31 protein-coding genes are annotated in these 26,072 nt (G+C 60.2%); 17 read left to right on the top strand and 14 right to left on the bottom strand.

Going from position 1 to position 26,072, the window contains the following annotated elements; translation table 11 throughout:
• Window positions 1–63: 63 nt before the first annotated feature.
• Window positions 64–879 (top strand): ABC transporter ATP-binding protein, encoded by an 816-nt coding sequence (locus N2A41_RS26555; protein WP_170256585.1) that lies wholly within the window; start codon window positions 64–66, stop codon window positions 877–879.
• Window positions 880–890: 11 nt separating this feature from the next.
• A complete protein-coding gene (locus tag N2A41_RS26550; RefSeq protein ID WP_162116313.1) occupies window positions 891–1,772 on the top strand; it encodes an ABC transporter permease in 882 nt (293 codons plus the stop codon).
• Between the two features lie 213 nt (window positions 1,773–1,985).
• Here the strand turns inward: N2A41_RS26550 and N2A41_RS26545 are convergent, their stop codons facing one another.
• Complete coding sequence (locus N2A41_RS26545) at window positions 1,986–3,386, bottom strand: sensor histidine kinase (protein ID WP_260111237.1); 1,401 nt, start codon at window positions 3,384–3,386, stop codon at window positions 1,986–1,988.
• Complete coding sequence (locus N2A41_RS26540; protein WP_170256587.1) at window positions 3,376–4,044, bottom strand: response regulator; 669 nt, start codon at window positions 4,042–4,044, stop codon at window positions 3,376–3,378. Before N2A41_RS26540 ends, N2A41_RS26545 begins: the two co-directional genes overlap by 11 nt.
• Before the next feature lie 157 nt (window positions 4,045–4,201).
• Here N2A41_RS26540 and N2A41_RS26535 point away from each other — a divergent pair, with 157 nt between their 5' ends.
• Both N2A41_RS26535 and N2A41_RS26530 read left to right on the top strand, forming a co-directional pair.
• Window positions 4,202–4,780, top strand: a complete 579-nt coding sequence (locus tag N2A41_RS26535) for an isochorismatase family protein (RefSeq protein WP_260111236.1) — start codon at window positions 4,202–4,204, stop codon at window positions 4,778–4,780.
• Entirely contained in the window at window positions 4,777–5,787 is a 1,011-nt protein-coding gene (locus N2A41_RS26530; RefSeq protein WP_260111235.1) for a GlxA family transcriptional regulator, read from the top strand. Before N2A41_RS26535 ends, N2A41_RS26530 begins: the two co-directional genes overlap by 4 nt.
• Here N2A41_RS26530 and N2A41_RS26525 read toward each other — a convergent pair.
• On the bottom strand, window positions 5,782–6,609 hold the full coding sequence (locus N2A41_RS26525) for a carbohydrate-binding protein (RefSeq protein WP_260111234.1): 828 nt from the start codon (window positions 6,607–6,609) through the stop codon (window positions 5,782–5,784). The two genes, N2A41_RS26530 and N2A41_RS26525, sit on opposite strands and share 6 nt — an antisense overlap.
• 124 nt (window positions 6,610–6,733) lie before the next feature.
• The gene (locus tag N2A41_RS26520) at window positions 6,734–8,527 is read right to left on the bottom strand and encodes a heparinase II/III-family protein (protein WP_260111233.1); all 1,794 of its coding nucleotides are present in this window, start codon (window positions 8,525–8,527) and stop codon (window positions 6,734–6,736) included.
• Window positions 8,528–8,658: 131 nt separating this feature from the next.
• On the opposite strand from N2A41_RS26520, the gene N2A41_RS26515 reads away from it, so the two are divergent.
• The 7 genes from N2A41_RS26515 (at window position 8,659) to N2A41_RS26485 (ending at window position 16,767) form a co-directional block, all read left to right on the top strand.
• Window positions 8,659–9,645, top strand: a complete 987-nt coding sequence (locus tag N2A41_RS26515) for a carbohydrate ABC transporter permease (RefSeq protein ID WP_017967488.1) — start codon at window positions 8,659–8,661, stop codon at window positions 9,643–9,645.
• Entirely contained in the window at window positions 9,642–10,478 is an 837-nt protein-coding gene (locus N2A41_RS26510) for a carbohydrate ABC transporter permease (protein ID WP_260111232.1), read from the top strand. Before N2A41_RS26515 ends, N2A41_RS26510 begins: the two co-directional genes overlap by 4 nt.
• Window positions 10,479–10,481: 3 nt before the next feature.
• Window positions 10,482–11,654 carry a glycoside hydrolase family 88 protein gene (locus N2A41_RS26505; RefSeq protein WP_260111231.1) on the top strand — a complete coding sequence of 391 codons (1,173 nt, stop codon included), beginning with the start codon at window positions 10,482–10,484 and terminating at the stop codon, window positions 11,652–11,654.
• A gap of 15 nt (window positions 11,655–11,669) precedes the next feature.
• On the top strand, window positions 11,670–12,779 hold the full coding sequence (locus N2A41_RS26500) for an ABC transporter ATP-binding protein (RefSeq protein WP_260111230.1): 1,110 nt from the start codon (window positions 11,670–11,672) through the stop codon (window positions 12,777–12,779).
• A 20-nt stretch (window positions 12,780–12,799) separates the two neighbouring features.
• Window positions 12,800–13,525, top strand: coding sequence for a YesL family protein (locus N2A41_RS26495; RefSeq protein WP_260111229.1), 726 nt, complete (start codon window positions 12,800–12,802; stop codon window positions 13,523–13,525).
• Window positions 13,526–13,565: 40 nt separating this feature from the next.
• Window positions 13,566–14,840 carry an ABC transporter substrate-binding protein gene (locus N2A41_RS26490; protein WP_260111228.1) on the top strand — a complete coding sequence of 425 codons (1,275 nt, stop codon included), beginning with the start codon at window positions 13,566–13,568 and terminating at the stop codon, window positions 14,838–14,840.
• Between the two features lie 76 nt (window positions 14,841–14,916).
• Window positions 14,917–16,767, top strand: coding sequence for a DUF2264 domain-containing protein (locus N2A41_RS26485; protein WP_260111227.1), 1,851 nt, complete (start codon window positions 14,917–14,919; stop codon window positions 16,765–16,767).
• A gap of 47 nt (window positions 16,768–16,814) precedes the next feature.
• On the opposite strand, the gene N2A41_RS26480 is transcribed toward N2A41_RS26485, so the two are convergent.
• On the bottom strand, window positions 16,815–17,321 hold the full coding sequence (locus N2A41_RS26480) for an HIT family protein (RefSeq protein ID WP_260111226.1): 507 nt from the start codon (window positions 17,319–17,321) through the stop codon (window positions 16,815–16,817).
• 248 nt (window positions 17,322–17,569) lie between these two features.
• Between N2A41_RS26480 and N2A41_RS26475 the strand changes: the two genes are divergently transcribed.
• Together N2A41_RS26475 and N2A41_RS26470 are read left to right on the top strand one after the other, a co-directional pair.
• Window positions 17,570–17,833: a hypothetical protein gene (locus N2A41_RS26475; protein WP_170259615.1), complete on the top strand. Its 264-nt coding sequence runs from the start codon at window positions 17,570–17,572 to the stop codon at window positions 17,831–17,833.
• 44 nt (window positions 17,834–17,877) lie between these two features.
• Window positions 17,878–18,147 carry a cyclase gene (locus tag N2A41_RS26470; protein ID WP_260111225.1) on the top strand — a complete coding sequence of 90 codons (270 nt, stop codon included), beginning with the start codon at window positions 17,878–17,880 and terminating at the stop codon, window positions 18,145–18,147.
• Between the two features lie 116 nt (window positions 18,148–18,263).
• Here the strand turns inward: N2A41_RS26470 and N2A41_RS26465 are convergent, their stop codons facing one another.
• From N2A41_RS26465 to N2A41_RS26450, 4 genes are all read right to left on the bottom strand, one after another.
• Window positions 18,264–18,683 (bottom strand): HD domain-containing protein, encoded by a 420-nt coding sequence (locus N2A41_RS26465; RefSeq protein ID WP_170259734.1) that lies wholly within the window; start codon window positions 18,681–18,683, stop codon window positions 18,264–18,266.
• Window positions 18,684–18,688: 5 nt separating this feature from the next.
• Complete coding sequence (locus tag N2A41_RS26460) at window positions 18,689–19,015, bottom strand: DUF2934 domain-containing protein (RefSeq protein WP_260111224.1); 327 nt, start codon at window positions 19,013–19,015, stop codon at window positions 18,689–18,691.
• Window positions 19,016–19,061: 46 nt separating this feature from the next.
• Window positions 19,062–19,418: a hypothetical protein gene (locus N2A41_RS26455; RefSeq protein WP_260111223.1), complete on the bottom strand. Its 357-nt coding sequence runs from the start codon at window positions 19,416–19,418 to the stop codon at window positions 19,062–19,064.
• 109 nt (window positions 19,419–19,527) lie between these two features.
• The gene (locus tag N2A41_RS26450) at window positions 19,528–19,818 is read right to left on the bottom strand and encodes a hypothetical protein (protein WP_260111222.1); all 291 of its coding nucleotides are present in this window, start codon (window positions 19,816–19,818) and stop codon (window positions 19,528–19,530) included.
• 324 nt (window positions 19,819–20,142) lie between these two features.
• Here N2A41_RS26450 and N2A41_RS26445 point away from each other — a divergent pair, with 324 nt between their 5' ends.
• The 3 genes from N2A41_RS26445 to N2A41_RS26435 all read left to right on the top strand — a co-directional run bounded on the left by N2A41_RS26445 (window position 20,143) and on the right by N2A41_RS26435 (window position 22,524).
• Window positions 20,143–20,457 carry a co-chaperone GroES gene (locus tag N2A41_RS26445; RefSeq protein ID WP_170259611.1) on the top strand — a complete coding sequence of 105 codons (315 nt, stop codon included), beginning with the start codon at window positions 20,143–20,145 and terminating at the stop codon, window positions 20,455–20,457.
• A gap of 144 nt (window positions 20,458–20,601) precedes the next feature.
• Window positions 20,602–22,233, top strand: a complete 1,632-nt coding sequence (gene groL / locus N2A41_RS26440; protein WP_222280743.1) for a chaperonin GroEL — start codon at window positions 20,602–20,604, stop codon at window positions 22,231–22,233.
• 54 nt (window positions 22,234–22,287) lie between these two features.
• Window positions 22,288–22,524 carry a hypothetical protein gene (locus N2A41_RS26435; protein WP_162116296.1) on the top strand — a complete coding sequence of 79 codons (237 nt, stop codon included), beginning with the start codon at window positions 22,288–22,290 and terminating at the stop codon, window positions 22,522–22,524.
• Window positions 22,525–22,580: 56 nt separating this feature from the next.
• Here N2A41_RS26435 and N2A41_RS26430 read toward each other — a convergent pair whose 3' ends face one another.
• Genes N2A41_RS26430 through N2A41_RS26415 form a run of 4 tightly spaced genes read right to left on the bottom strand, consistent with a single transcriptional unit; the run spans window position 22,581 to window position 25,316 of the window.
• Window positions 22,581–22,859, bottom strand: a complete 279-nt coding sequence (locus N2A41_RS26430; protein ID WP_260111221.1) for a DUF6522 family protein — start codon at window positions 22,857–22,859, stop codon at window positions 22,581–22,583.
• 41 nt (window positions 22,860–22,900) lie between these two features.
• On the bottom strand, window positions 22,901–24,031 hold the full coding sequence (locus tag N2A41_RS26425) for an HPP family protein (protein ID WP_170275982.1): 1,131 nt from the start codon (window positions 24,029–24,031) through the stop codon (window positions 22,901–22,903).
• Between the two features lie 56 nt (window positions 24,032–24,087).
• The gene (locus tag N2A41_RS26420) at window positions 24,088–24,993 is read right to left on the bottom strand and encodes a LysR family transcriptional regulator (protein ID WP_260111220.1); all 906 of its coding nucleotides are present in this window, start codon (window positions 24,991–24,993) and stop codon (window positions 24,088–24,090) included.
• A 56-nt stretch (window positions 24,994–25,049) separates the two neighbouring features.
• Window positions 25,050–25,316 (bottom strand): hypothetical protein, encoded by a 267-nt coding sequence (locus N2A41_RS26415; RefSeq protein ID WP_222385530.1) that lies wholly within the window; start codon window positions 25,314–25,316, stop codon window positions 25,050–25,052.
• Between N2A41_RS26415 and N2A41_RS26410 the strand changes: the two genes are divergently transcribed.
• Window positions 25,261–25,572: a hypothetical protein gene (locus N2A41_RS26410; protein ID WP_260111219.1), complete on the top strand. Its 312-nt coding sequence runs from the start codon at window positions 25,261–25,263 to the stop codon at window positions 25,570–25,572. The genes N2A41_RS26415 and N2A41_RS26410 overlap by 56 nt on opposite strands.
• Here the strand turns inward: N2A41_RS26410 and N2A41_RS26405 are convergent.
• Entirely contained in the window at window positions 25,545–25,823 is a 279-nt protein-coding gene (locus N2A41_RS26405) for a hypothetical protein (RefSeq protein ID WP_260111218.1), read from the bottom strand. The two genes, N2A41_RS26410 and N2A41_RS26405, sit on opposite strands and share 28 nt — an antisense overlap.
• Between the last annotated feature and the right edge of the window lie 249 nt (window positions 25,824–26,072).

Below are 26,072 nucleotides of genomic sequence, written 5' to 3'. Positions count from 1 at the left end.
CCCGCTGCCGTGGGTGACGGGTTACGGGCCTGTACGCCTGTTTCTACCCTTTGAGGAAAAAACATGTCCAATCATAGTCAGGGGGCCGCCATCGAGCTCCTCAATGTCAGCCGGCGTTTCGTCTCGCCGACCGGCAAGTCGCTGACGGCGCTACGCGATTTCACCATGTCGGTGGAAAAGGGCGAATTCGTCGCGGTCGTCGGCCCGACCGGCTGCGGAAAATCCACCACACTCAACCTCGTGACAGGTCTCGCCCGGCCAAGCGCGGGCGAAGTCCGGCTGATGGGCGGTCCGGTCAACGGCATCGACCCACGCGTCGGTTTTGTTTTTCAGACGGATGCCCTTTTCCCGTGGAAAAACGTCATCGACAACGTGATGGCGGGGCCGCTGTTTCGCGGCGCAGCCAGGGCCCAGGCGGAAGCCAGCGCCAAGAATTGGCTTGCCCGGGTCGGACTGTCGAAATTCCTGCATCACTATCCGCATCAGCTCTCGGGCGGCATGCGCAAGCGCGTCTCGCTGGCACAGACCTTCATCAACGAGCCCGAAATTCTGCTGATGGACGAGCCGTTCTCCGCGCTCGACGTTCAGACCCGCACCGTCATGCATGAGGAATTGCTGCGGCTATGGGCGGAACGCAAGGCATCGGTGGTCTTCGTCACCCATGATCTCGAGGAGGCCGTTGCGCTGGCCGACAAGGTCTATGTGCTGACAGCGGGACCGGCGACCGTCAGGTCGGTCTACAAGATCGATCTGCCACGGCCCCGCGTCGTGTCGGAAATCCGCTATGAACCGCAATTCATCGATTACTGCCGAACCATCTGGGAGGATCTTCGCCAGGAGGTGGATGCCGGATACCGGCGTTCCACCGAGGCAGCGTAAGGAGAATAACGATGGCCGATACACTTACCGACACCACGATGGCCCCGCTTTTCCGCCCCGGAACCTCCGATGCGGAAATCGAAGCCGTTGCCACTCGCGCGATCAAGAGACGCAAACAGCATGTGCTGTGCCTGCAGGTCGGCATTCTGGTTGCCGTGCTGGCACTTTGGGAAATTACGTCCAACCTGATGTGGATCGACGCATTCTTCTATTCCAGCCCGAGCGAGATCGTTTATCGGCTCTACGATTGGGCTGTCAACGGGACCAGTGAAGGCTCGCTCTGGTACAATCTCTGGGTCACGATGGAAGAGGCGCTGATCGGCTTTTTCGCGGGGTCCTTTACCGGCGTGATCGTCGGCATCAGCCTCGGCCGGAACCTGTTTCTCGCCGACGTCTTCTCTGTCTACATCAAGGCGATCAATTCCATTCCGCGCGTCGTCCTTGCGCCTATCTTCATCATGATCATGGGCCTCGGCCTTGCCTCGAAGGTCGCGCTCGCTTTTATCATGGTGTTCTTCGTCGTGTTCGCGAATGCCTTTCAGGGCGTGCGCGAGGCCGACCGCAACATGATCGCCAATGCACGCATCCTCGGTGCGTCCAACTGGCAGGTGACGCGCACAGTCGTCATCCCCTCCGCCATGAGCTGGATCTTCGCCAGCCTCCATGTCTCCTTCGGCTTTGCCATCATCGGGGCCATCGTCGGCGAGTTCGTCGGCGCCCGTTTCGGCATCGGCCAGTTGATCTCTATCGCCAAGGGCACGTTCGACGCGGCCGGAATGTACGCCGCCATCGTTCTCGTCATGATCGTCACCCTGATTGCCGAGTTCATCATGACGCAGATCGAGAAGCGTCTCGCAAAATGGCGTCCGCAACAGCACCTTGATACCCAGTGATCAAATCGACCTCCTCCACCTGCATAATTCCTTCAATCGGAATCGATTTATGGATAGAATTGTCCAGCAATTCAAAGTGTTACAGCGTCCTTTGCGCGTCTCAAAAGACGCACGGCGCTGTAAGGCAGATCGACGGAAGGTCGGGCATCATGCCCGGCCTTCTTTCATTTGATGCGGATCAATCTTGAAACGAGGATTTCTTCAAGCTCAGGTTCACGTCAGCGGAAGCCGTACGGTAACGACGAGACCACCGCCTTCTGCATCGTCGAGCGAGACCGAACCTCCCGCACCTTCGACGACCTCCCGAACGATCGAGAGCCCGAGACCGCTCCCCTCGGCTTCGGTTCCCATGACCCGGTAGAATCGTTCGAAAACCTGTTCGCGCTCCGCATCGGGGATACCCGGACCATCGTCCTCGACGGTTACGACGGCGTTGCCGTCCGCCTGCCCGACGGCGACGGTCACCCGTCCATTCGGGCGGGTATAGCGGATCGCGTTGTCTATGAGGTTGACCAACATTTCGCGCAACATCGTCGCGTCGCCTTCGACAATGACCGGGCGGACCGCTTCCAGGCCGACGTCGATGTTGCGCCTGAGCGCCTCTTCGGCATGCGCTTCGAGGATCTCGCGGGCAGCCTTGCTAAGGTCGGCCGCATCGCTACGCGGGCGCCGGCTTCCGGGCTCGGCCCGCGACAAGGTCAGGAGCTGGCTGGCAAGACGCGAAATCTGCTTCGTGCTGGTGCGAAGAGCGACAAGCGCCTCGTCGCGGCGAGCCGCATCGGCTTCGCGGGCCGCCACGCTCGCCTGGGTCGAAATCAACGCCAGCGGTGTTCGGAGCTGATGCGCGGCATTGGATACGAACCGTCGCTGCGCAGCCATCTGGTTCTGGACGCGCTCCATATGGTCGTTCAGGGTATGGACGAGCGGCTGCAGCTCGCTCTGCACCATCTCGGGCGGCAGCGGATCAAGACGATTGCGGCCGCGCTGGCGCACGGCGTCCCGCAGTCTCAGCGCAGGCGCCAAGCCCCGTTGGAGCCCAAGGATCGTCACCAGGCTGGCGACGAAGACGAGCACGAACTGCTTCGAAAAGTCTGAGAGCCACAATTGCCTTCGCATCGCATACTGGCTGTTATGCGTCACGGCGACTGTGACGGAGATCGCGCTGTCATCGGGAAGGCCGACGACAGGATGGTCGAGCATCATGACACGCACATCGGCACCATGGAACGCGCGATCCTCCGCTGCCCGTTGAACGGCCGGCAACGGCAGGTCGGGAAGACCACTCACCAGACTGCCCCACGCGGTGATCACCTGGTAAAATACCCGGTCGCCGAAGCCTGTATCAAACATCTCCAGCGCGGAAGGCGGCACATCCACCTGAACATTGCCGTCCTCATCGACGCGGACGGCCTCGGCAATGACGCGAGCCGAGGCCAGAAGTGTTCGATCCGTCACCAGCTTTGCCGTCGCGTCGGCCATCCAGAAGCTGTCGTAGAGATTGAAGCCGATCGCGCCGAACAGGGTCAGCAGCACCCAGCAGAGCAACTGCACCCTCAGGCTCTGGCTGAGTCGCGCGATCGTCGCGCCTACCTTGGTGATGAGGCTACTGGACATGTCTGAGGAGATAGCCGAGCCCGCGCAACGTCGCAATCTGAACCGAACTGCTCTCGAGCTTCTTTCGCAGCCTGTGGACGTAGATTTCGATGGCGCTCGGATCCGCCTCGTCGTCAAAGCCGAACACGCTTTCAGAAAGGGCGGCTTTCGAGACTGTGTTGCCAAGCTTCATGACGAGTTGCTCAAGCACGGCATATTCGCGCGGCGTCAGTTGCAGCGGCTCGCCTGCGACGAAAAACTGCCGCGTCCCACCGGAGAAGCGCAGGTTGCCGACGGTGATTTCCGACGATGCCCGGTCCTGGCCACGGCGGACCACCGCACGGATCCTCGCTTCGAGTTCGGCGATTTCGAAGGGCTTGGCGAGATAGTCGTCGGCACCGCTGTCAAGCCCTGCAACACGGCCGTCCAGGCTCGCATTCGCGGTCAAGATGATGACCGGCAGCTTGTTTCCGGACTGTCGCAGTCGCTTCAAGAGCGTCAATCCGTCAAGCTTCGGCAGTGCCAGGTCAAGGATCATCGCGGAATACTCCGCCACCTTGAGCATATGCTCCGCGTCCTCGCCGTCGTGGGCAATGTCGATCGCATATTGCGCCTGTCGCAGGGCTTTACCCAGCCAGGCCGCCAGATCCTTGTTGTCCTCCACCACAAGCAGTCGCATCCGACTTCCTTAGCATGTGCGGACCGTCTAGTGGAAGCGTGACACGGCTTCCACCGCCGATGTCTGCCATCGATGGCGCGAATTGTCCGTTATTTGTCCGGCGCGCGCATTTTCCTCTGTCTTCAAATCGCCGAATATGACTTCATGATCAACCTGGATGGAGCAAAAAATGTCCGGCCATGAAACTATCCTTCTCGTTATCGACGCTCAAGAGTCCTTCCGACACCGCGATTATTGGGATGAAAACCTCGCCTCCGCTTATATCGATCGCCAGCAGGCTCTGATCGACGGCGCGGAAGCCGATGGAATACCCATTATCCAGATCTTCCATGTTGATAAAACCGGGCCGTTTTCGGAAGAATCCGGGTTTGTCAGCACACTCGCCCCGCTCAGGATCGTGCCCAGGGCGACGTTCATGAAGAGGCGGCATAGCGCCCTGGTCGGTTCCGGTCTCGACGTGTGGCTGACCGAAAATGGCGTCCGTCGTATCCTCGTCTCCGGCATTCGCACCGAACAGTGCTGCGAGACGACCACCCGCCACGCCTCCGATCTCGGCTATCAAGTCGACTATGTCGGCGAGGCGACCCTGACCTTCCCGATGACCGACGCCGCGGGACGCACCTGGAGCGCGAGGGAAATTCGGGACCGGACCGAACTGGTCCTGTCAGGCCGTTTCGCTCGGATCGCGACCGTAGACCAGGCCCTGGCAGGGCGTGGAAAGTCACTCGCCGCATGACGGACGCCACGCAGCCCTTCGATATCCCGGTCTTTGTCGTCGTGCCGCCGCGCGTGCTGCTGCTCGACGTCGCCGGCCCGATCGAAGTGCTGCGCAAGGCGAACCTCGAACAGTGCACGGTGCGCTTTACCGTCACCTATATCGGTCCATCGGCGACGGTCGGCAGCTCGATCGGCCTTGCCGTTACGGGCGTCGCCGCATTGCCGGAACGCTTGCCCGATACCGCGCTTGTCATCATCGCCGGCAGCGCCGATGCCCCGATGGAAAACAGCGCCCCAGGGAACGAACAGGAGCGCGCCGACCAGGCTGCCATTGTCGCATGGCTGAAGCGCACCATTCTTCCGGGAATTCGTCTGGTCTCGATCTGCTCGGGCGCATTGCTCGCTGCCGAAGCAGGCATGCTCGACGGCCGCGATTGCACCACCCATCATGGCTGCATAGAGGATCTTGTAATGCTCGCGCCCACCGCGCGCGTCCGGGACAACCGGCTCTATGTCGAGGATGGAGATCGCCTCACCAGTGCCGGCATCACCGCCGGCATAGACCTCATGTTGCATATCGTTGCCGAAGCGGCGGGACATGCCTGTGCGCTTGCGGTGGCGCGATATCTTGTCGTCTATCTCAGGCGCGGCGGCTCGGATCCGCAGCTTTCGCCCTGGCTCGAAGGTCGCAACCATATCCACCCGGTCATTCACCGTGCACAGGATGCAGTGGCCGCCAGCCCGTCTGAGGATTGGTCGGTGGCGTCGCTTGCCCGCCTCAGCGGCGCCAGCCCGCGCAACCTTTCACGGCTGTTCAACGAGCAGACGGGCATGAGCGTTACGGATTTCGTCAACCGCATGCGCGTGGCTCTTGCCCGCGAGATGCTCGCCGGTTCGCGGCTGGACATGGAGGCCGTCGCCATGCGCGCCGGCTTCGGCTCGGCACGGCAGCTACGCCGCGCCTGGAACCGCCTGAATGACGGCCCGCCGAGCGCGGCGCGGTCGAGGCTGCCTACAGGCTCATAGCGCGAGAGGAAGGGCGGACGGGTTGAGCCCGGCTTCCTGTACCTCGGTTCCCCAGATTTCGATCTGGGTCAGCGCCGGATAGGGCGAGGCGTCCTCGGCCTTGATCAGGCCGTGCAGTTCCACCCACTCGACGACACAGGGCTCTATCGGAAAGGCCTGGGCGACGCCCGATTTCACCAGCGGAAAACAGCACGTCTTGCCGTTGGAGAAGGTGACGCTGGCCTTTTCCCACCAGGAATCATGCGGGAAGTCAGCCCGAAGATAAAAAACGATCTCGTCGATCCTGACCGGCCTGCCGAATTCCACCGTCAGGGCCGCCTGCGGATCGCGATTGATGCCCCAGCTCGTATAGGGCCAGAAGCCGTGATCATCGTTGGCCTTTTCGCCATCGATCGCGTTACGCGCGGCAAAGACCGCTTCGCCGCGGGTCTCGACATTGGCGCGCGCATGCGGAAACAGAGCCCGGTTGGCGTGATCGTCCCATGGGTTGAGGGCGAGATTGCGCCGGTGAGCGATCTCGTCCGGCCGCGTGCTTCGCGCTGAAAGCCGATGGATATCGCCCCTGAAGGCATTCGGCGAATAGGGCTTGCGCTTGTCGCCGAAGGGTACGGCCAGCGAGTAGGCGCATTCCTTCATATAGACCAGGCCGGGTTGGATCGCGCCATCCAGGGAGAGGTAGGTGTGCCCAGGCTCGGACACCTCCACGACGACGCGATCGCCTTCAAGATAGTTCTGGCGATAGACCAGAAACGTCTCGTCCCGGCCTGTGGAACTCGCCAGCACCGCCCCATCGGCATCCACGATCTTCAGTGTCAATTCCATGCTCGCCCTCCCCAGAGCATGATGCCGAAAACTGTGAGCGATTTTCGGACGGCATCATGCTCTAACTCTTTAATTTAGAACAGGATTCAGACTTTGGGCCGACCCGGCCTAAAGCCATCCCGTTCTAGACGATCCGCAATCTCAGGAGCCTGTCGGCAAACCTCACACGCAGCCGGTAGATTTTCTCGGGCCAAGCAGATCTCAGCCGGGCGTCATCCACGACGATCTCGTCGATTTCGATCTCGCCGGCGCCCTCAACGAACATGCTGCCGAGGTCGGCTAGGTCGATCCTGGCCGGGCCGACGGTAGGCGGCAGGCATGTCATCAGCGACAGGACCGCCGGCTTGCCGCCGTCATAGGTGTCGACGATCTCGACATGGCGTCCGCGCAGCAGCGAAACGACGCGCCGATAGCTGTGCAGTTGCGCTTCGGACGGATAGGCGCCTGAAATATCGAGCGATATGCGCGCGCTCCCCTCGTCAAACCCGACCTCGACATCGCGCGCGCCAAAAGCTTCGCCGGCCGACTGCATGACGCCCGCAAATGTCGGCAGGTTGTGGAACGCCGACTGCATCGTCCATATCTCGTAGCGCCGCGCCGAAAAGGTCTTTGCGGTATAGGTCTCGACGCCGACGTCGATCAGCAACGGACGTCCATTCTTGTAAAGCGTCACGCTCCCGACATCGTTATGATTGTGGCCCTCGCCATTGTTGCCGCCCTTGACGGCAAGCGAAAACTGCTCGTCTCGGGCGATGAACAAGCCGATGCCGGGATAGAAGATATCGCGCTGGGATGCGGGATGAGGTTTGGCGGCAGCGGGAAGCGTCGGGCCGACCAGCAGTTCCTGCACGCGATACCAGAGGTTCCATTCCCCGGGCAGGTGCGGATTGTCGGCCCCAGCCCTGTCGGCTGCAGCGAACTCAGCCAGCATCTCAGAGCCGACCGCCTGTCCGAACAGGTATTCCCGCGCGCTGCAGGGTTCGACCACAGCGGAAGAATCCGCGAAGTTGAAATAGTAGCGGCCGGCCACATGCATATGAGCGATATATTCGGCCATGTTGCGGATCTTCGGCTGCTGCCAGAGCCCGGCGAACAGGCCGGGCGCCACGGCGTCCAGGACGGTCAACGCACCATGTAGGCAGAGCGCGGCGTGGCGGTAATAAAGCACGCCCTCCTCGCAGGCGCCGTCCTCGGCATAGTCCTTCAGGAAGGCGTCGAGGCTGCCGAGCGCCTTTTTGGCGACGGCGCGGCGCGTGGGCTGGCCCGTTTTCAGGGAGAAGACCGTCAACAGGATGTTCTGGGTTATCCATGCCGTCCAGTTGTTCATCCGCTCCTCACCGCGGCCCATCCACCAGAAATGCCTGCCGAGATAGGGCGAGAGGATGCGGATCTCGATCTCGCGCTCGACGCGTGCCGTAATCTCGGGGCTGATGGCGTCGAGCTCGTTGCGAAACAATGCGACGATGGTGGCAAGCAGGGCGGCCGTTTCGGCGGCGAAGAGGTCGACGACAGGCTGCGAATTGTCGGGAAGCGGCAAGCGTGCGCCGCTTCGTTCATAGGCGTTATGCGCCGGAAGCTGCCAACCGCTCTCCTCCGCGATCAGGAAAATGCCGTCGACGATCTTCGGCAGGAAGCGCGCGCCGGCTTCGACGAGTTCGCCGAGCACCAGATTGTCGAGCATCCGGCGCCGTCTGAAATAAAGCTCCTCGAAGCGCGCGCGGTTGCCGGTTTCGGTGTACTCCCGGTAGTCCGACGCCGTAATCAGCGGAAAGGCGCGCGCAAGCGTCTCTTCGGCTTCGCCAACGACCAGTTCCCGTACCGCCTGCGGCACCGCGCTCCATCTGAGGCGATCGGCGCAGACCCCGGGCGTAAAATCGCCCAGCACATCGGGCAGATCCTCTGAAATCTCGCTGAACATGTCTCTCCCCGTGCCGGAAAAGCATCGATGGGCGTTTGGTCTGCATGCTCACCTATCATATGTCTTTTGCGCTTTCCACGAAATTCGTATGATCTATTCAGAACTTGTTTGACCAATACCGGATATGTGCTATGTGGTTGCAGGAGGAAGAGGAGGCATCGGTGTCCATATCCAATTCAGTCATCGCGACGGATGGCGCTCCGGCAACTTCTCGCCGGAAGGCTGCGGTCTTGTCCAAGCGCCAGCGCAGGATACGCAGCGCGCTCGTCGCCTATTCCTTCATTGCCCCGAATTTCATCGGCTTTGCCGTCTTCACGCTCGGCCCGATCCTGTTCGCCTTCGTGCTCGCCTTCATGCATTGGGACGGCTCGAATGCGATCACATTCGCCGGGCTGGATAATTTCTGGCGGCTCTTCGAGGACAAGGCCTTTATCGCGGCGTTCTGGAACACAGTGATCTATACGGTCGCCTCCGTGCCGGCGACGCTCATCTGCGCGCTCGGCCTCGCCGTTCTCCTCAACCAGAAGATCGCAGGGCGCGACTTCTTCCGCACGGCGATGTTCTTCCCCTATGTCGCCTCGCTGGTGGCCGTCGCCGTCGTCTGGAACATGATCTTTAATCCCGAGATGGGACCGGTGAACATGATCCTCTATACGCTCGGCCTCGATCCCAAGAACATGCCGGGATGGGCGGCCGATCGCCACTGGGCGATGGTGACGGTGATCCTCTTCGGCATCTGGAAGAACATGGGCTATTACATGGTCATCTATCTGGCCGGCCTGCAGGGCATCAATTCCGAACTCTATGAGGCCGCCGATCTCGATGGCGCCAATTCCTGGCAGAAGTTCATCCATGTCACCGTGCCGCAGCTCGGGCCGACGACCTTCTTCGTCACCGTGATGCTGACGATCCAGTCCTTCAAGGTGTTCGACCAGATCTACATGATCACCCAGGGCGGGCCTGGCACCTCGACACTCGTCCTCGTCTACCACATCTACAACGAGGCCTTCATTTCCTGGGATCTCGGCTATTCCAGCATGGTTTCGCTGGTGTTGTTCTTCCTCGTGCTTGCCGTCACCGTCTTCCAGTTCCGGCGCCAGAGGGAGGACGAGGCATGAGGATCGCCGGACGCAAGGTAACCGTCAGATCGGTCGCGATCTACGCCATCGTCATCGCCGTCACGCTCATCATGCTGATGCCCTTTGCCTGGATGCTTTCGGCATCCTTGAAGCTCAGCCGCGACGTGTTCGCTTTCCCGATCGAATGGATACCGTCCGAGCCGCAATGGCATAACTACGTCGATATCTGGACGAAGATCCCGCTCGCCTTGTTCATCTACAACACGTCGAAGCTGACGATCATCGTCACGCTGCTGCAGCTTTTGACCTCCAGCTTTGCCGCCTACGCCTTCGCCAAGCTGAATTTCCCCTACAGGAACACCCTGTTCCTCGGCTACATCGCCACCATCGCCATGCCCTGGCAGGTCTATATGGTGCCGCAATTCCTGCTGATGCGTGAATTCGGGCTCAACAACACCCATCTGGCGCTGATCTGCCTGCAGGCCTTCACCGCCTTCGGCGTCTTCCTGATGCGGCAGTTCTACATGTCGATCCCGACCGAGCTCTGCGAGGCGGCTCGCATCGACGGCATGAACGAGTACCAGATCTGGGCGCGCATCATGCTGCCGCTGTCGAAACCCGCGCTCTCGACGCTGACGATCTTCACCTTCGTCACCACCTGGAACGATTTTCTCGGGCCGATGATCTATCTCACAAAGACCGAGCTGAAGACCGTCCAGATCGGCCTGCGCATGTTCATCTCGCAATATTCGGCCGAATACGGGCTCATCATGGCGGCCTCCGTCGTCGCCCTCATTCCGGTCCTCGTCGTCTTCCTTGTTCTCCAGCGCTTCTTTGTCGAGGGCATCGCCTCGACTGGATTGAAGGGTTAAGCCGTGAACGCCGTTTCATCCGTCGCCCCGCAGCCGATTACCGATGAGGAAGTGAAGGCCGCGCTCGATATCGCCGTCGAGCAGGTCAGGCGCAACCTTCCAGAATTCACCCACGCCGCGCAGAACCATTCGAGCATCAAGAATTTCTATCCCCCCGTGGCGAACGATCAGTGGACCGCCGGCTTCTGGCCCGGCGAGCTGTGGCTCGCATTCGAACACAGCGGCGACGCGGCTTTCCGGGATGCGGCACAAATTCAGGTCCAATCGTTCCTGCATCGGATCGTCAATCGCATTGAGACCGATCATCACGATATGGGCTTTCTCTATTCGCCCTCCTGCATCGCCGCCTGGAAACTTGTCGGCGACGAGGATGGCCGCAGAGCCGCGATCCTTGCCGCCGACCAGCTGATCGAGCGTTTCCAGCCGATCGGCCAGTTCATCCAGGCCTGGGGCCGCAAAGGGGTGGCGGAAGAATACCGCTACATCATCGACTGCCTCTTGAACCTGCCGCTGCTCTACTGGGCAAGCCGCGAGACTGGCGATCCGAAATACCGCGAGATCGCGCTCATTCACGCCCGCACCACGCTTGCCAACTCGGTGCGGCCGGATGATTCCACCTATCACACCTTCTATATGGACCCGGTCACCGGCGCGCCGGTGCGCGGCGCCACCAAACAGGGTTACAAAGACGACAGCGCCTGGGCGCGCGGACAGGCCTGGGCAATCGCTGGAATGGCCCTCTCCTATCGCTATGAGCGGGTCGAGGAATATCGCCAAACCTTCGACCGGCTGCTCGCCTTCTATCTCAACCGGCTGCCGGGCGACATGGTGCCCTATTGGGACCTCGTCTTTTCGGACGGCGACAGCGAGCCGCGCGACAGTTCGTCGGCCTCGATCACCGCCTGCGGCCTTCTGGAAATGGCCGATCTCGTCGAGCCGGAACCGGCAGCACACTATCGCGCGCTGGCGCGGCGCATGATGAAGAGCCTTGCGGATCACTATGCGGTCAAGGATCCCAAGGCCTCCAACGGCCTGGTGCTGCACGCCACCTATTCGAAGAAATCGCCGTTCAACACCTGCCGCGGCGAGGGTGTCGATGAATGCGTCTCCTGGGGAGATTATTATTACATGGAAGCTTTGACGCGCCTTTCGCGCAGCTGGTCTTCCTATTGGTGAATTCAGGAGAACCCGATGGCCAGCATTTCGCTTAAAGAGTTGAACAAGAGCTACGGTGCGCTCACCGTCGTCCACGACATCGACCTCGAGATCGCCGACAAGGAATTCATCATTCTGGTCGGCCCCTCCGGCTGCGGCAAATCGACGACGCTGCGGATGATCGCCGGCCTCGAAGAAATATCGGGAGGAGAGCTCAAGATCGGCGGCGACGTCATGAACGACGTCCCTTCCAAAGATCGGGATATCGCCATGGTCTTCCAGAATTACGCGCTCTACCCGCATATGACCGTCTACAAGAACATGGCGTTCGGCCTGCAGCTCAGGAAGGTGTCGCGCGACTTCATCGATGCCCAGGTGCAGGACGCCGCCAGGATCCTCGACATCTCTCATCTCCTGAATCGCAAGCCGAAGGCGCTTTCAGGCGGCCAGCGCCAGCGCGTCGCGCTCGGCCGCGCCATGGTGCGCAATCCGGCGGTCTTCCTTCTCGACGAGCCGCTTTCCAACCTCGACGCCAAGCTGCGCGGCACGATGCGTTCGGAAATCACCAAGCTGCACAAGCGCCTCAACGCCACCTTCATCTACGTCACCCATGACCAGGTCGAGGCCATGACCATGGCGGACCGGATCGTCGTCATGAAGGACGGGCACATCCAGCAGGTGGATACGCCGCAGAACCTCTATGACCGCCCCGTCAATATGTTCGTCGCCGGCTTCATCGGCGCACCGCAGATGAACATGCTGCCCTCGACCATTACCCGCCGGAGCGACGGCTACGTCGCTGTCTTCGACGGCCGGGAACTGCCGCTTCCCGCCCATTTCGACAAGCGCAGGATCGCCCCTTACGAGGGTCGCGAGTTGATGCTCGGCATCCGTCCCGAGAATTTCCACGAGCTGCCGCCGGCCGACATCGCGCCCGAGAACCTGGCGCCCCTCAAGGCGATCGTCGAACTTGCCGAACCGATGGGCTCGGAAGTGCACCTGAACATGGTGGCAGGCGGTCGCAATCTCATCGCCCGCGTCTCGCCGCGCTACCGGCCCGAGATCGGCGAGGAGGCGGCGCTGGTCGCCGATATGACCAATGCGCAGCTGTTCGACACGGAAACGGAACGCTCGATTCTATACTGAGGCGCCTGCGGGAGACGGCTATGGATTGGTTGCGGGACATGTGGACGAGGGAGGGACCGGGCATTCCGAAGGATGCTCCGAGGAGGACCGGCCTTGCGCTGTTCGCCGAGATCCTCGTCCGCGAATGGTGGGAGATGGTCAAGCTGAACATGTTGTTCATCCTGGCCGGCCTCTTCGTCGTAACGCTGCCGGCAGCCCTCGCCGCCATGGCCCGGGTCTCGGTGGCCCTCGTGGAAGACCGCAACTCCTATCTGCTGCGGGACTTCACGGAAGCCTTTCTGCGCTACTTCTGGCGCGCCACAGCCTGGGGCCTGGCGCTGGCGGGCGCTCTCGCAGTCTGCCTCTATGCGATAGCAACCTATGCCGCCGGCGCACGCCACAATCTGTTGCTAAGCGCACCGCTGACGATCGCGCTCGTCGCCACCGCCTTCGTCGCGGTCCTCGCCTGCCATCTCTTCGTTTTGATGGTGATGCGCGATCTGCCTGCTCTCATGCTGCTGCGCCTCGCCGCCCTCGCCTCCATTGTCCGTCCTTTCCCGGCGCTTGCAGCCCTCGCCTTTACCGCCAGCCTTTGGCTGGCGCACATCCTCTTCTATCCGGTTTCGGTGTTCATGCCGGCAATCTTCAATTTTTCACTCGGAATGTTCGCCGTCGCATTCGGCGTCCATCGGGCGGCGGTGACGGTTCTACACCTGCCAAACGCAAGACAGCCGCACCGCGAACCGCATAGAAGAGACGCTTCATAAAATAACTGATCCAGAGATGATCCAGGGAAGGAGAACGGGAATGTATTTGGAAAAATTCGGGGGGACGGTGAAACTTGCCGTGGCGGGTTTCACCTTGGCGGCGATGACGGCCGGCGCAGCGCTTGCTCAGGACGCCGTGACGCTCAAATGGGCTTTGTGGGACTGGGACAAGACCGCCTACTACAAGCCGCTGATCGAGGCCTATCAGGCCAAGCACCCCAACGTGAAGTTCGAGCCGATGGACCTCGGCTCGCAAGACTACCAGCAGATGATCTCGACGCAACTGACCGGCGGCTCCAAGGACATCGACATCGTCACCGTCAAGGATGTGCCGGGCTACACCAACCTGGTGCGCGCCGGTAACATCGCCGATCTCAGCGGCTTCGTGAAGGATCAGAAGATCGACCCGGCTCCCTTTGGCGGCCTGATCGAAGAGCTGACCATCGACGGCAAGATCTATTCGCTGCCGTTCCGCTCCGACTTCTGGATCGTCTATTACAACAAAGACATCTTCGACAAAGCCGGCGTCCCCTACCCCACCAATGACATGACCTGGGCGCAGTTCGACGCGACCGCCGAGAAGCTTACGGGCGGCATGGGCACCAACAAGACCTATGGCGCGCTGCTGCACACCTGGCGTTCGACCGTCCAGCTGCCCGGCATCCTTGACGGAAAACACACGCTCGTCGATGGCGACTACGCCTTCCTGAAGCCCTGGTACGAGCGGGCGCTGACCCTGCAGAAGGACGGCGCCATTCCCTCCTACGCCTTCCTCAAGACGTCGAACACGCATTATTCGGCGCTCTTCTTCAACGGCACGATCGGCATGCTGCCGATGGGCACTTGGTTCGTCGGCACCCAGATCGCCAAGGTGAAATCGGGTGAATCGAAGAGCAAGAACTGGGGCATCGTGAAGTTCCCGCATCCGGACGGCGTTGCAGCCGGCACGACGGCTGCACAGATTTCGGGTCTGGCGGTCAACACCAATTCCGGGCACAAGGATGCAGCCCTCGACTTTATCAAGTTCGTCACCGGTCCTGAGGGCGCTGCCGTCATCGCATCGACGGGCACCTTCCCAGCGCTCAAGACCGCCGATGTCAGCGCAAAGATCGCGGCAACACCCGGCTTTCCTGAGGACGCAGCCAGCAAGGAGGCGCTGATACCGTCGAAAGCCTATCTGGAAATGGCAGTCAATCCGAACGCCGCCAAGATCGAGGTCGTGCTCAATCGCGTGCATGACGCGATGATGACCGACAATACCTCCATCGACGACGGATTGAAGGAAATGACCGAAGGCGTGAAGGCCATCAAGTAAGCCTCGCAAGATTGCCCTGGCCGCGGACCGGCATCTGGCCCGCGGCCGATTTGGTTTGAGGAATTTCGAGCTGACGATGATCTATGATCCCGCAAGGGCCAATCCGCTTTTCGGCAATCCCCTGAGGACACGCGACGACCTGGCCAAGGCCGTCACCGATCTCTTCGAGCCGCTGCTGCCGTATTTTTCCGAAGGCGGCGCCCGTGTGCGCCTCGGCGCAGCCGGCGCGACCTTCGATCGGGCGGCGGCGGATCTGGAGGGATTTGCACGGCCGCTCTGGGGGATCGTTCCGCTCGTTGCCGGCGGAGGCACGTTTCCGCATTGGGATCTCTATCGCCGCGGCCTGGCAAACGGCACCAATCCTGCTCACCCCGAATATTGGGGCGATCTTGCCGACCGCAATCAGCGGCTGGTCGAGCTCGCCGCCGTCGGCTTCGCCCTGTCGCTCGTTCCCGAGCACATCTGGGAACCGCTTGACGACAGCGAGAAGAAAACGGTCTCTGCCTATCTTCTCAGGGCGCGCGAGTTGGAATTCATCGATAACAACTGGAAATTTTTCCGTGTGCTCATCGATCTCGGGCTGGAACGCGTGAGCGTGGCGTTCGATCACCGGAAAACCCTCGCCTATCTCGACGAACTGGAGGCCTTCGACCTCGGGTACGGCTGGTATCGCGACGGGCCGGTTCGGCGGGTCGATCATTACATTCCCTTCGCCATGCATTTCTACGGCCTGATCTATGCCGTGCTGGCCAAGGGCGACGAGGCGCGCAAGGATCGGTTCCGGGGTCGCGCCGAGATCTTCGCCAGGGATATTCGCCACTGGTTCGGCCCGGATGGCGCAGCCCTTGCCTTCGGCCGCAGCCAGACCTACCGCTTTGCGGCGGGCGGCTTTTGGGGCGCGCTTGCCTTTGCCGGCGTCGAGGCGCTGCCCTGGGCTGAGATCAAGGGCTATTACATGCGCCATATCCGCTGGTGGTCCGCCATGCCGATTGCCGATCGCGACGGCGTTCTTTCGGTCGGCTACGGCTATCCGAACCTCTTCATGAGCGAGAGCTACAACTCTCCCGGTTCACCCTATTGGGCGCTGAAATTCTTCCTGCCGCTCGCTCTTCCGCAGGGTCATCCGTTCTGGACCGCCGAAGAGGCACCGCAGCCGGAATTTCCGGAACCGGTTGCGTTGACGCCAGCGGGAATGGTCGCCATGCACACGCCGGGAAACGTGGTCGTACTCTCCTCAGGGCAGCAGCACGACAAGATGCTTGGCGCAAACGAGAAATATTCGAAATTCGTCTATTCCACACGCTACGCCTTCAACATCGAAGCCAACGACCGGAATTTCTCCGCCGCAAGCTTTGACGGCATGCTCGGCCTCTCCGATGACGGCGTCCATTTCCGCATGCGGGAAACCCTCGAAGAGGCGTTGATGACAGGTGACCTGCTCTATTCGCGCTGGCGCCCCTGGAGCGATGTCACCATCGAGACCTGGCTGCTTCCCGAAAACCCGTGGCACATTCGCATCCACCGCATCGCCACGCCGCGCATCCTGCTGACCATCGAGGGCGGCTTTGCGATCGAACGCGCGGATTTCAATGCCGATCGCTCCGATGCAAGCGATGGCCGGGCCGTCTGGTACGGACGGACCGACGTCAGCGCCATCGTCGATCTATCGCCCAATCCGAGGGTCGGCCATGCGATGAGCCCGATCCCGAACACCAATCTCATCCACGCCAAGACCCTGCTGCCGCAGCTGCGCGGCGAAAGCGGCCCAGGCACCACCGTGCTGGTGACCGCCGCGATGGCCCTGCCCAGCCGTGAAAACTGGGCAAAGGCGCTCGATAATCCGCCGGCCTGTCCCCGCCTCGACGAGGTGGAACGGCTCTTTCGCGAAAAAGGCACCCCGGTGCCGGCATTCGCCCTCGGGACGTAGCTTGGGGGCATTGGCTTCCGGGGTTCAACCGGGAGCCAGGAGATTGATTATCGTGCGATCAGCTCGGAACGGTATGCTTCAGAGATGCGCTGCGCCAACTGTGCCATTTGATCGTCAGGTATCTGCAAAACCCCGTATTCCGCCATCAGTGCATGGTATTGCTGCTCTTCAAGAGGTACACCTGAAGGCAAGGGAACGACATGAAAATGCAGGTGGCTATTGGCTTGTTGGCTGCCGAGCGAAAGCACATAAATTCGCTCGGCGTCGAACACGCTCTTGAGGGCGCGCGCCAAGACATGCACCTTCTCCTGTAATCGAAGATATTCATCCGTCGACATGTCCCGCGCGAGATCCTCACGGTGCTCCCTCGGACAGACGATGCAATAACCCGATAGAGTGGGATATTTGCTCAGGAAAATGATCGTCTCGTCGTCTTCAAAAACGCGATGGTGAAAGAAGTCAGGGTCGTTCCTGACCAAGCCGCAGATAAAGCATGGCCTTGTTCCGATGTCGTGCCCATAAGCCTTGAGATCAAATGGTTGGCGTTCGGCCATTCTGAGCCTCTGTCGTCTCACGCGCGGCGGTCCCGGACGCCGGAACTATTGCAAAAGCCATTGTCGCGAAAATAACACGCGCCAAGACCGGCTGCCAACCGTAATATTTTCGGATTACTCCAAGTAATTATATTTATATCTTCGATAAAATAGCAAAATATCCGTTCATCGTAATATTGTTGAACTACAGCTGGGCAAAGCGTAGGGATGTACTGGCCTTTCATTTTTCAAGGCCAGAGGAGGATGCAATGCCAACCATAATGGTCCATCACAATGTCAAGGACACGAAACACTGGCTCGCTTCACCGATGCGCAAACAGATATTCGAACCGATCGGCGTCACGAACATTCGCACGTTTACGGATCCTCAGACGTCCAACCATGTCGGCCTGGTCATGGACGTTGCTGATATGGATAAGTTGATGGCCTTCATGCAGACCAAGGCGGCGGCCGATGCGATGGCGAGTGACGGCGTCTTGCCCGAGACCATGACGTTCCTCGTGCAATCGTAACACGCGTCTGAACCGAACTTGAAAACGCAACGCGGGAGGATGATATGACGACATTATTCGTGAGGCACGAGGTTTCCGACTACGCCACTTGGCGCAAGACATATGATGCGTTTCATCAGGTGCAGAAGGCCAACGGGGTGACGGCGCAAGCCGTTTATCGCGCCATCGACAATCCGAACGATATTACCGTCACCCACGAGTTTACCACGTTTGAAGCGGCGCAGGCATTCAGCAAGCTGGACGAACTGAAGACGGCGATGCGTACGGCAGGTGTGCTCGGCGCGCCGACGGTGTGGTTTGCCAACAAAGCATGAAATGCCAAAACGGCCTCCGCCGCCGTGCCATGGCGGCCGCCGGCTCTCGATGCATGACATGAGGCGGGTAGTGGACGCTTGCCCGATTGCCGACAATGCCGGCGAACTGCGTAAAATTATGATCCGCTCGTTATGTCGCGCAGGAGATCCAGTCCGCGCTGGTATTTTTCCGTTTTCTTGCCGGCCTGTTCGGCCTGCCGGAGATTGTCTTCCAGATCGGCGCGTTTGACGGGCAAGGATAGCGGGTTTGATGCCGCACGCCTGACGAAGTCGTCGTCCGGCTCGTCCGGCCGCCGTGTCAGAGCATTTACCGCGGAGATGATCGCCGGCGGAAAGCCTTCCTCCCTCAGCCTGTCGAGCGTCCAGCCGTTTCCCTTCTCGACGACGTCATGAAGGTAGGCAACCGTTCGTGGCTCGTCGCCGGAAACGAGAAGGGCTACCCGCTGGCAGTGCTCGAAGAACGGCTGGCCGGTCTTGTCTGACTGACCTTCATGGGCCGTAAGTGCGATCTGGATGGCATGGTCGAGATGCTGCATGACGATCACGGCCCTTCGGTCTTCCTGATCTTCCGCGTGGAAGGTCTTTCGCCCGTCGTCATCTCGATGTCAGGCACCGGAGCCTTGGCGGCCTCAACAGGCCTCGTTCTTGGCCGATCGAAATCGGCGCTTTCACCGGCGCCCTGAAGCAGGGCCGCATCATCCCTGTCGTCTTCATCGAGCAGGTCCTGCAGCGTCTCGTGCTCATCCTCACCGGCCAGTTCGTCGCAGGCTTGCAGCCAATGGCGCTTGTCGGCGCCCTCCGGGCGGCCCTCGGCCTCCCAGATTTCGTAGGCGCGCTGGCGAATCTGCTCGTGCTTGTCTATAGCCATGGCCTTCTCCAAGCGCATTGGGATGAGCCGTCCGAAGAGCGACTCTTCAAGGCGTGTTGATGGTTGGAAGGAAATCCTCCACCTGTTTGCGTTGATCCTTTGGAAGCGTTTCCACCTGTTCCTTCCAGAACCGTTCCGCCTCCGGCGGATCCTCATCCCATTGGCGAACGTCGGTGATATTGTCGTCGATCATGGATCGGCGGTGGCCACCGAGGCTAAGATAGTCCATTGCAAGCTTCAGGCTTGGGGTTACGGTGCCGCTATCGCGATCTGATGCCGACCTCGCGTTGCGCAGGGCGTTTGCCAATGCCCTTTGGCGATCGATCTCGGCCCGTTCGGTATCGGCGGACCGGGCATCGTCCGTGCCGCTCTCTGGCGGCACGTTGGATCTAGAAGTCGTCATGGATCACCTTTCGATGTTGTGATCCAATAACCTCTGCAAACGAGGAGAGTTCCGCGCGCGTGTAGAGAATGATTTGGGCGGGTGGCGAGCCGCATCGCCCGGGGCGCGATCAATGCACGGCCATGCTCACCATCCGATAGGGGTGCACGGCTTCGAATTGTGAGATCATCGCCGTTGCCTGCTGCAATACCAGCTCGGCATTTTCCGGATCGTCACGGGCGAGTTCGTCGGCGTTGACGCGGATCGCTTCGGCCATGTTGTTGGAAAGTGCCGCAAAATGCATATTGCCTTCGACAAGGGCCTCACGCGCCGTGTCCTCCAGCGTACGAGCGATATCGACGAAGATTTCCTCGCGTTCCTCGATACTGAGGTCTTTGATCAGTTTGGTGTTCTCTTCCATGTCACTCACTCCTAAAGACGTGGGACGGTGGCCGAGCTCATCAAGCCTCGGCCACCACAGAACTAGGAATGGCGAAATCCGGATTCAAGCCTCAATGCCATTCGCCTTTTTATTCGAACGCAGGAGCGGATTGTCTGTTCCCTGTCGGGCGTTAGCAGTCTCCGGCGGAGAGTGCTAATTTTTCTTTCGTCGCCTCTTGAAATTGCTGAACCCTCGAACCAGATCATTCGCGCAAGGCGCGCGCGCGAACCTGCACCCGCCCGGATCGGTTATCCGGTCCGGCCGCGGGAACAACGTCATCATTGTTTGTCGATGGAGGAAGATATGTCGTTCCGACCGCTTCATGACCGCATTCTCGTCCGCCGGGTCGATTCACAAGAAAAGACAAAGGGCGGCATCATCATTCCAGACACCGCCAAGGAGAAGCCGCAGGAAGGCGAGGTCATCGCCGTCGGCCCCGGCGCGCGCAACGAAGCCGGCCAGATCCAGTCGCTCGACGTTAAGGTCGGCGATCGCATCCTGTTCGGCAAATGGTCCGGCACCGAGATCAAAATCAATGGCGAAGACCTGCTGATCATGAAGGAAAGCGACGTGATGGGCATCATCGAGGCCCAAGGCGAAAAGAAGCAGGCCGCCTGAGGTCCCTGCTGACATCGGTCGATGCTGGAGCGCTTCAGCTTTTCATGGAAACGCAGAACCGTTCCAAGCTTTTATTTTACGCAATTCCGAGCGAAAACGCACTTTTCCTGGAATTGCTCTGGCTGGCTATGAAGGAGTGAGGACATGGCTGCTAAAGAAATCAAATTCAGCACCGAAGCCCGCGAGAAGATGCTGCGTGGCGTCGACATCCTGGCCAACGCCGTGAAGGCGACCCTCGGCCCGAAGGGCCGCAACGTCGTGATCGACAGGTCGTTCGGCGCGCCGCGCATCACAAAGGACGGCGTTTCGGTCGCCAAGGAAATCGAACTCGAAGACAAGTTCGAAAACATGGGCGCCCAGATGGTCCGCGAAGTTGCTTCGAAGACCAGCGACATCGCCGGCGACGGCACCACGACCGCAACGGTGCTGGCCCAGGCAATCGTCAAGGAAGGCGCCAAGGCCGTTACGTCGGGCATGAACCCGATGGACCTGAAGCGCGGCATCGATCTAGCGGTCACCGCCATCGTCGCGGAACTGAAGGCCAACGCCCGCAAGATCTCCAACAATTCCGAAATCGCCCAGGTCGGCACAATCTCCGCCAATGGCGATGCCGAAATCGGCCGCTTTTTGGCCGATGCCATGGAAAGGGTCGGCAATGATGGCGTCATCACCGTCGAAGAAGCCAAGACCGCCGAAACCGAACTCGAGGTCGTCGAAGGCATGCAGTTCGACCGCGGCTACCTCAGCCCCTATTTCGTGACAAATGCGGACAAGATGCGGGTCGAGTTCGAAGACCCCTATATTCTCATCCACGAGAAGAAGCTGTCGAACCTGCAGTCGATGCTGCCGGTTCTCGAGGCCGTCGTCCAATCCAGCAAGCCGCTGCTGATCATCGCTGAAGACGTCGAAGGCGAAGCGCTTGCTACCCTCGTCGTCAACAAGCTGCGCGGCGGCCTCAAGATCGCTGCCGTCAAGGCACCTGGCTTCGGCGACCGCCGCAAGGCCATGCTCGAAGACATCGCCATCCTGACCGCCGGCACCGTCATCTCCGAAGATCTCGGCATCAAGCTCGAATCCGTCACGCTCGACATGCTCGGCCGTGCCAAGAAGGTTTCGATCGAGAAGGAAAACACCACAATCGTCGATGGGGCAGGCGCCAAGACCGACATCGAAGGCCGTGTTGCCCAGATCAAGGCCCAGATCGAGGAAACCACCTCCGACTACGACCGCGAGAAGCTGCAAGAACGCCTTGCCAAGCTCGCCGGCGGCGTTGCCGTTATCCGCGTCGGCGGCTCGACCGAAGTCGAGGTGAAGGAGAAAAAGGATCGCGTCGACGACGCGCTTCATGCAACCCGTGCCGCCGTCGAAGAGGGCATTTTGCCCGGTGGCGGCGTAGCGTTGTTGCGCGCCGTCAAGGCGCTCGATAATCTCAATACGGCCAACCAGGACCAGCGCGTTGGTGTGGAGATCGTCCGCCGCGCGGTCGAGGCGCCGGCTCGCCAGATCGCCGAAAACGCCGGTGCAGAAGGCTCGATCGTGGTCGGCAAGCTGCGGGAGAAAAGCGAGTTCTCCTATGGCTGGAACGCTCAGACCGGCGAATATGGCGACCTCTATGCCCAGGGCGTCATCGATCCGGCGAAAGTGGTGCGCACCGCGCTGCAGGATGCGTCCTCCATCGCCGGTCTGCTCGTCACGACGGAGGCCATGATCGCCGAGAAACCCAAGAAGGACGCGCCGCCGCCTATGCCTCCAGGCGCCGCCGGCATGGATTTCTAAAAAGGCTGCCGGCCCGCCCGCACCCCCAGGCGGGCCATGTCTAAGGGAATAGAGATGGTTCAAACGATCAAAAGCCGATCGCAGGTACCGCTGGACTCCCGCGATCTCGACATCTGCCAGCAGGTCTTCGACAAGCTCAGATCCGAATACCAGGTGGCAAAGGACAGCGACGAAGCCGAACGAATGGCGAGTATCGTCATCGAACTCTACCGCCAGGGTGTGCGCGACCCCAATCACCTGCGGTCGATGGTCGAGGCGGCCCGCGGCCTCTTCGAAACGAGCGATCGGTAGGAAATGCCGTGCCTGCAGGTCACAAGCACCGCGCGATATCACACATAACGATGATGTCAGCGTGGATGCCATCCGGAGGATTTACCCCGAAGAACGGTCATCTGCTCCTGCTGCACTTCATTTTCATCGTTCAAAACGGCTTGCCAAAGCCTGTTGCCGAGCCGAAGCGAGACCCGTTTCGTCCCCTCGTGTTCAGCTGTCCCGACTTCCACGGAGCTGACGACGGAACCATGGCGCATGTGGCGGCGAAGATCGGCCAGCGATAATCCGAACCGCTCCGCCAGTTCCGATGATTCCAGGATAAAATCGCCATTTGAATCGCGCTCGATCAGCACCGACTTTTTCTCCAGCTCCAGCTACGCTCCACGTCCAGCCCTCAGGCCACCGCTGCAATCGCATTGTCCTCCTTTGGCAGCAGCCGCGCCACTGCGCTCAGGAGATCCGTCTGCGATATCAGGCCAAGAATGCGGTGATCGTCATCGACAATGATAACGGCATGTGTGCGCCCGTCCGTCAGAACGGGCAATAGCGACAGAGCAGGATCCAACGGTCTGGCCACCGCCGGCCTCGAGATCGCATGGGCGATGGTCTCGGTGCTCATCGACAACTCCCGCAAACCGACAGCGCCGACGAGACGGCCTTCTGGATCCTTCACCGGCAGTGTACGGATATTATGCTTGAGCAGAAGGTGCCGAGCGGCATCCGGTTCCGAAGCCTCCCCAATGGCGATCACGTCGCGCGACATGATATCGGCACAGTTGATCTTGCCGTTTGAGCGGATGGCCGCTTGCAGCTCGACCTGCTGCAGCAGCCGGCCGAGGTCTGCCCGGTCGATATCGAAAGTCTCGTCAAGTGCTTCGAGGGCCGCATCGACATCCTCCTCACGAAACCCCACCCGCACCGAGGATGGCGGGTCGATCGTCTGATGGGTGTTCTCCGCCGGCTTTGGAACGACGTGCGGATAATTCCGCTTGGACAGCCTGTGGAACAGCAGGCCAAGACCGACGAGAATGCAGGAGTTCAAAGCGACGGGCACGAAGGGAAAGAGGAACCCCCAGCCGGCAACGACAGGGCCGCCGAGCACGGCGGTCAGTGCGGCGGCACCTCCTGGCGGATGAAGGCAACGCGTGAAGGACATCGCGCCGATGGCAAGCGAAACGCCGACGCCGGTCGCGATGATCGGATCACGAATGAAATAGGCGGCAATGATTCCCATCAGAGCCGAAATCGTATTGCCGCCGATGATCGACCATGGCTGCGCCAGCGGGCTTGCCGGCACCGCGAAAAGAAGCACCGCGGACGCCCCCATCGGCGCGACGATCAAGGGAAGATGCGGTCCCTGTCCGAACAGATAGCCGCTGATGACGCCGGTGAAACCGATGGCCAGCAAAGCGCCGAGACATGCAATCAATCGCTCTCGTAAGGTCGCACCGGCCAGAATAGGTGAGAACAAACGGAAGCGGCGGAAGCGGCTCGGTCCCACCTTTGGGGAAACGGGATACTGCATGACAAGACCAATTTTAAGCGAGGATTATCTGGCGGCGAAGGAGAAAGGTGTGCGGACTAGTTTGTTGTCAACCGGGGACCTCTGCCTTTGGTCGCGCTGAGGACTTCGTGGAATGCGTTGAACGCGCTGGGGCGATCATTCCTGCGATAGACGAGCAGCGTCTCAACGAGCCCCAATTGATGGGTCTGGACAGGCGTCGGCCAGTGCATGAGGTCAAGGACGGATCGCGGCATGACACCCGCCGTATTCCCGGTCGCAACGCTCGCCAGGATCGCGTGGTAGGAACCGAGCTCGCTCGTCGGCAGCGCGCTCGATTTGCGCGCCCAGTTTTCGGCGATCCTGCGATAGGTGCAGCCGGGCTCTAGAGCGGCGAGTGATCCGACACGCAGGTCTGCGGCGGATTTGATGGAGGGATGCCCGGATGGCAACACAATCAGCAGCTCTTCGACGAAGATCGGCTTCATCTCCAGCGCCTTGAGTTCGGCATCGAAACCTGAATCCTCCTCGCGCATCGTCTTGGGTGGGCGGGCAATCAGCGCGCAATCCAGCACATCGGAGAGAACGTCGCGGGCAAGATCGCGGGAGGCTCCCATCGTCAGATGAAGTGACACATCAGGCCACATCTGATTGAATTGCGTCAGCGCCGACGGCAGTCTGCTTGCCGCCGTGCTCTCCATGGTGCCGACCCGCAATATTCCCGATGGGGCGAGAGGCCGCACGGCCTGGCGCGCTTCGAGCGCAAGCGCCATAAGCCGGTTGGCATAGGCAAGAAACGTCTCGCCCTCCCGTGTCAACGTCATCTTCTTGCCGTCACGGCTGAAGAGGGAAACGCCGAGGTCCTCCTCCAATTGCTGGATGCGCGTCGTCACATTCGACGGCACCCGCCCTACGGCCTTGGCAGCCTTGGTCACGCTTCGGTCGCTGGCAACCGCGAGGAATATCTCGATCGACGAAAGGTCCAATGAAAAGATCTCGTTTTCGAAATTAAGACAATAGATAATTCTCTATATAAAAATCATCATGCCAACTCAAGCCGGTTTCGGCGTTGAACGAAAAACGCCATCCGCGGACCGGGACAGGCAAGCGACTGCCGAAAAAAGGATCGCGACGCCGAGGAAATAGCCATGCAGGCGGCGACATTGTCTACTTCGGATGAGGATTTGCGGGTTTGAGGCTGGCATGCGGTTTGCATCTGCTGGACGATCTGCAGATCGATCGGCGACGACCACATGTTGCACCTTGTCTTGACCTGTCTTCTTCTGAGCGTCGCTTCAGGCTTGAGCATGCGCCGTTTTCTGCTGCCGTATTTCTCAGGTGGCGATCTCGCCGAGAAATCCGCCCCGGTGACGATCGTCGCAAGCGCCGTCTTTCTGGCAGCAATCGCTTTCACCGTCTCCGATCAGAATCTCTGGGCAAAATCCGCCATCCTGATGCTCGGCCTTTCGCTGGCGGTCATGTTCGACGATGCGAGACCCAGGATGACGATTGCCCTCTCCGTCGTTAGTTTGGCAGTCTATCTTGGGCTTCGTTCGATTAGCTGAGCCATCCCACTTCCAGGGGATAGTGCAGTCTTGTTGGCGGTGCCAAAGCCCTTATCGAGACGCTGCATCCAGAGACGAAAGTCATGCGTCAGCAACGCCACATCGTACAGCCATTCCGCGAGCAAAAGCTCCCAACGACTTGCTTCCCCATTCTTGAGCAAGACGTGAACTCTTTTCTGCAGCTCTTCGAACGGCTCATCACGAGGGAAGGGCGCGGGGCGGCGCAATTCGGGATGCAATCGGTTTTCCATGAAGCAAGCTCCTCAACAATCGGTGCATGTTGATAATATATCGTATTACGATATAATTTCAAGATGGCTTGAGTGGAAGCCGAACGTTTGGCGCGGGGAAAGCAATCATCTTGGATTTCGGCGCCTGAAGCCCTTCCCACTGACAAAAGAGATTTCAGGTCACGCGGACGCCAATCTCTATTGAAGAATGGTATCGCGCTGTTATTCTCTATTATTGAACATGAAATGAGGGCGCCGAACAGAAATGAA

Origin of the sequence: Rhizobium sp. SRDI969, assembly GCF_025152725.1 — a bacterium.
In the GTDB taxonomy this organism is placed as follows: Bacteria; Pseudomonadota; Alphaproteobacteria; order Rhizobiales; family Rhizobiaceae; genus Rhizobium; species Rhizobium leguminosarum_I.
The sequence above is the reverse complement of the archived record's forward strand: the minus strand, read 5'-3'. Positions and strand labels throughout refer to the sequence as shown.

Excerpts from the sequence above, each read along its gene's own strand:
- N2A41_RS26410 (WP_260111219.1), top strand. The coding sequence starts at position 25,261 with ATGTTGCACCTTGTCTTGACCTGTCTTCTTCTGAGCGTCGCTTCAGGC.
- N2A41_RS26415 (WP_222385530.1), bottom strand. The coding sequence starts at position 25,316 with ATGCTCAAGCCTGAAGCGACGCTCAGAAGAAGACAGGTCAAGACAAGG.
- N2A41_RS26455 (WP_260111223.1), bottom strand. The coding sequence starts at position 19,418 with ATGACGACTTCTAGATCCAACGTGCCGCCAGAGAGCGGCACGGACGAT.
- N2A41_RS26450 (WP_260111222.1), bottom strand. The coding sequence starts at position 19,818 with ATGGAAGAGAACACCAAACTGATCAAAGACCTCAGTATCGAGGAACGC.
- N2A41_RS26550 (WP_162116313.1), top strand. The coding sequence starts at position 891 with ATGGCCGATACACTTACCGACACCACGATGGCCCCGCTTTTCCGCCCC.
- N2A41_RS26470 (WP_260111225.1), top strand. The coding sequence starts at position 17,878 with ATGACGACATTATTCGTGAGGCACGAGGTTTCCGACTACGCCACTTGG.
- N2A41_RS26480 (WP_260111226.1), bottom strand. The coding sequence starts at position 17,321 with ATGGCCGAACGCCAACCATTTGATCTCAAGGCTTATGGGCACGACATC.
- N2A41_RS26485 (WP_260111227.1), top strand. The coding sequence starts at position 14,917 with ATGATCTATGATCCCGCAAGGGCCAATCCGCTTTTCGGCAATCCCCTG.
- N2A41_RS26445 (WP_170259611.1), top strand. The coding sequence starts at position 20,143 with ATGTCGTTCCGACCGCTTCATGACCGCATTCTCGTCCGCCGGGTCGAT.
- N2A41_RS26520 (WP_260111233.1), bottom strand. The coding sequence starts at position 8,527 with ATGTTCAGCGAGATTTCAGAGGATCTGCCCGATGTGCTGGGCGATTTT.
- N2A41_RS26425 (WP_170275982.1), bottom strand. The coding sequence starts at position 24,031 with ATGCAGTATCCCGTTTCCCCAAAGGTGGGACCGAGCCGCTTCCGCCGC.
- N2A41_RS26530 (WP_260111235.1), top strand. The coding sequence starts at position 4,777 with ATGACGGACGCCACGCAGCCCTTCGATATCCCGGTCTTTGTCGTCGTG.
- N2A41_RS26435 (WP_162116296.1), top strand. The coding sequence starts at position 22,288 with ATGGTTCAAACGATCAAAAGCCGATCGCAGGTACCGCTGGACTCCCGC.
- N2A41_RS26555 (WP_170256585.1), top strand. The coding sequence starts at position 64 with ATGTCCAATCATAGTCAGGGGGCCGCCATCGAGCTCCTCAATGTCAGC.
- N2A41_RS26490 (WP_260111228.1), top strand. The coding sequence starts at position 13,566 with ATGTATTTGGAAAAATTCGGGGGGACGGTGAAACTTGCCGTGGCGGGT.
- N2A41_RS26535 (WP_260111236.1), top strand. The coding sequence starts at position 4,202 with ATGGAGCAAAAAATGTCCGGCCATGAAACTATCCTTCTCGTTATCGAC.
- N2A41_RS26460 (WP_260111224.1), bottom strand. The coding sequence starts at position 19,015 with ATGGCTATAGACAAGCACGAGCAGATTCGCCAGCGCGCCTACGAAATC.
- groL (WP_222280743.1), top strand. The coding sequence starts at position 20,602 with ATGGCTGCTAAAGAAATCAAATTCAGCACCGAAGCCCGCGAGAAGATG.
- N2A41_RS26510 (WP_260111232.1), top strand. The coding sequence starts at position 9,642 with ATGAGGATCGCCGGACGCAAGGTAACCGTCAGATCGGTCGCGATCTAC.
- N2A41_RS26500 (WP_260111230.1), top strand. The coding sequence starts at position 11,670 with ATGGCCAGCATTTCGCTTAAAGAGTTGAACAAGAGCTACGGTGCGCTC.
- N2A41_RS26515 (WP_017967488.1), top strand. The coding sequence starts at position 8,659 with ATGTGGTTGCAGGAGGAAGAGGAGGCATCGGTGTCCATATCCAATTCA.
- N2A41_RS26475 (WP_170259615.1), top strand. The coding sequence starts at position 17,570 with ATGCCAACCATAATGGTCCATCACAATGTCAAGGACACGAAACACTGG.
- N2A41_RS26405 (WP_260111218.1), bottom strand. The coding sequence starts at position 25,823 with ATGGAAAACCGATTGCATCCCGAATTGCGCCGCCCCGCGCCCTTCCCT.
- N2A41_RS26540 (WP_170256587.1), bottom strand. The coding sequence starts at position 4,044 with ATGCGACTGCTTGTGGTGGAGGACAACAAGGATCTGGCGGCCTGGCTG.
- N2A41_RS26465 (WP_170259734.1), bottom strand. The coding sequence starts at position 18,683 with ATGCAGCATCTCGACCATGCCATCCAGATCGCACTTACGGCCCATGAA.
- N2A41_RS26525 (WP_260111234.1), bottom strand. The coding sequence starts at position 6,609 with ATGGAATTGACACTGAAGATCGTGGATGCCGATGGGGCGGTGCTGGCG.
- N2A41_RS26545 (WP_260111237.1), bottom strand. The coding sequence starts at position 3,386 with ATGTCCAGTAGCCTCATCACCAAGGTAGGCGCGACGATCGCGCGACTC.
- N2A41_RS26495 (WP_260111229.1), top strand. The coding sequence starts at position 12,800 with ATGGATTGGTTGCGGGACATGTGGACGAGGGAGGGACCGGGCATTCCG.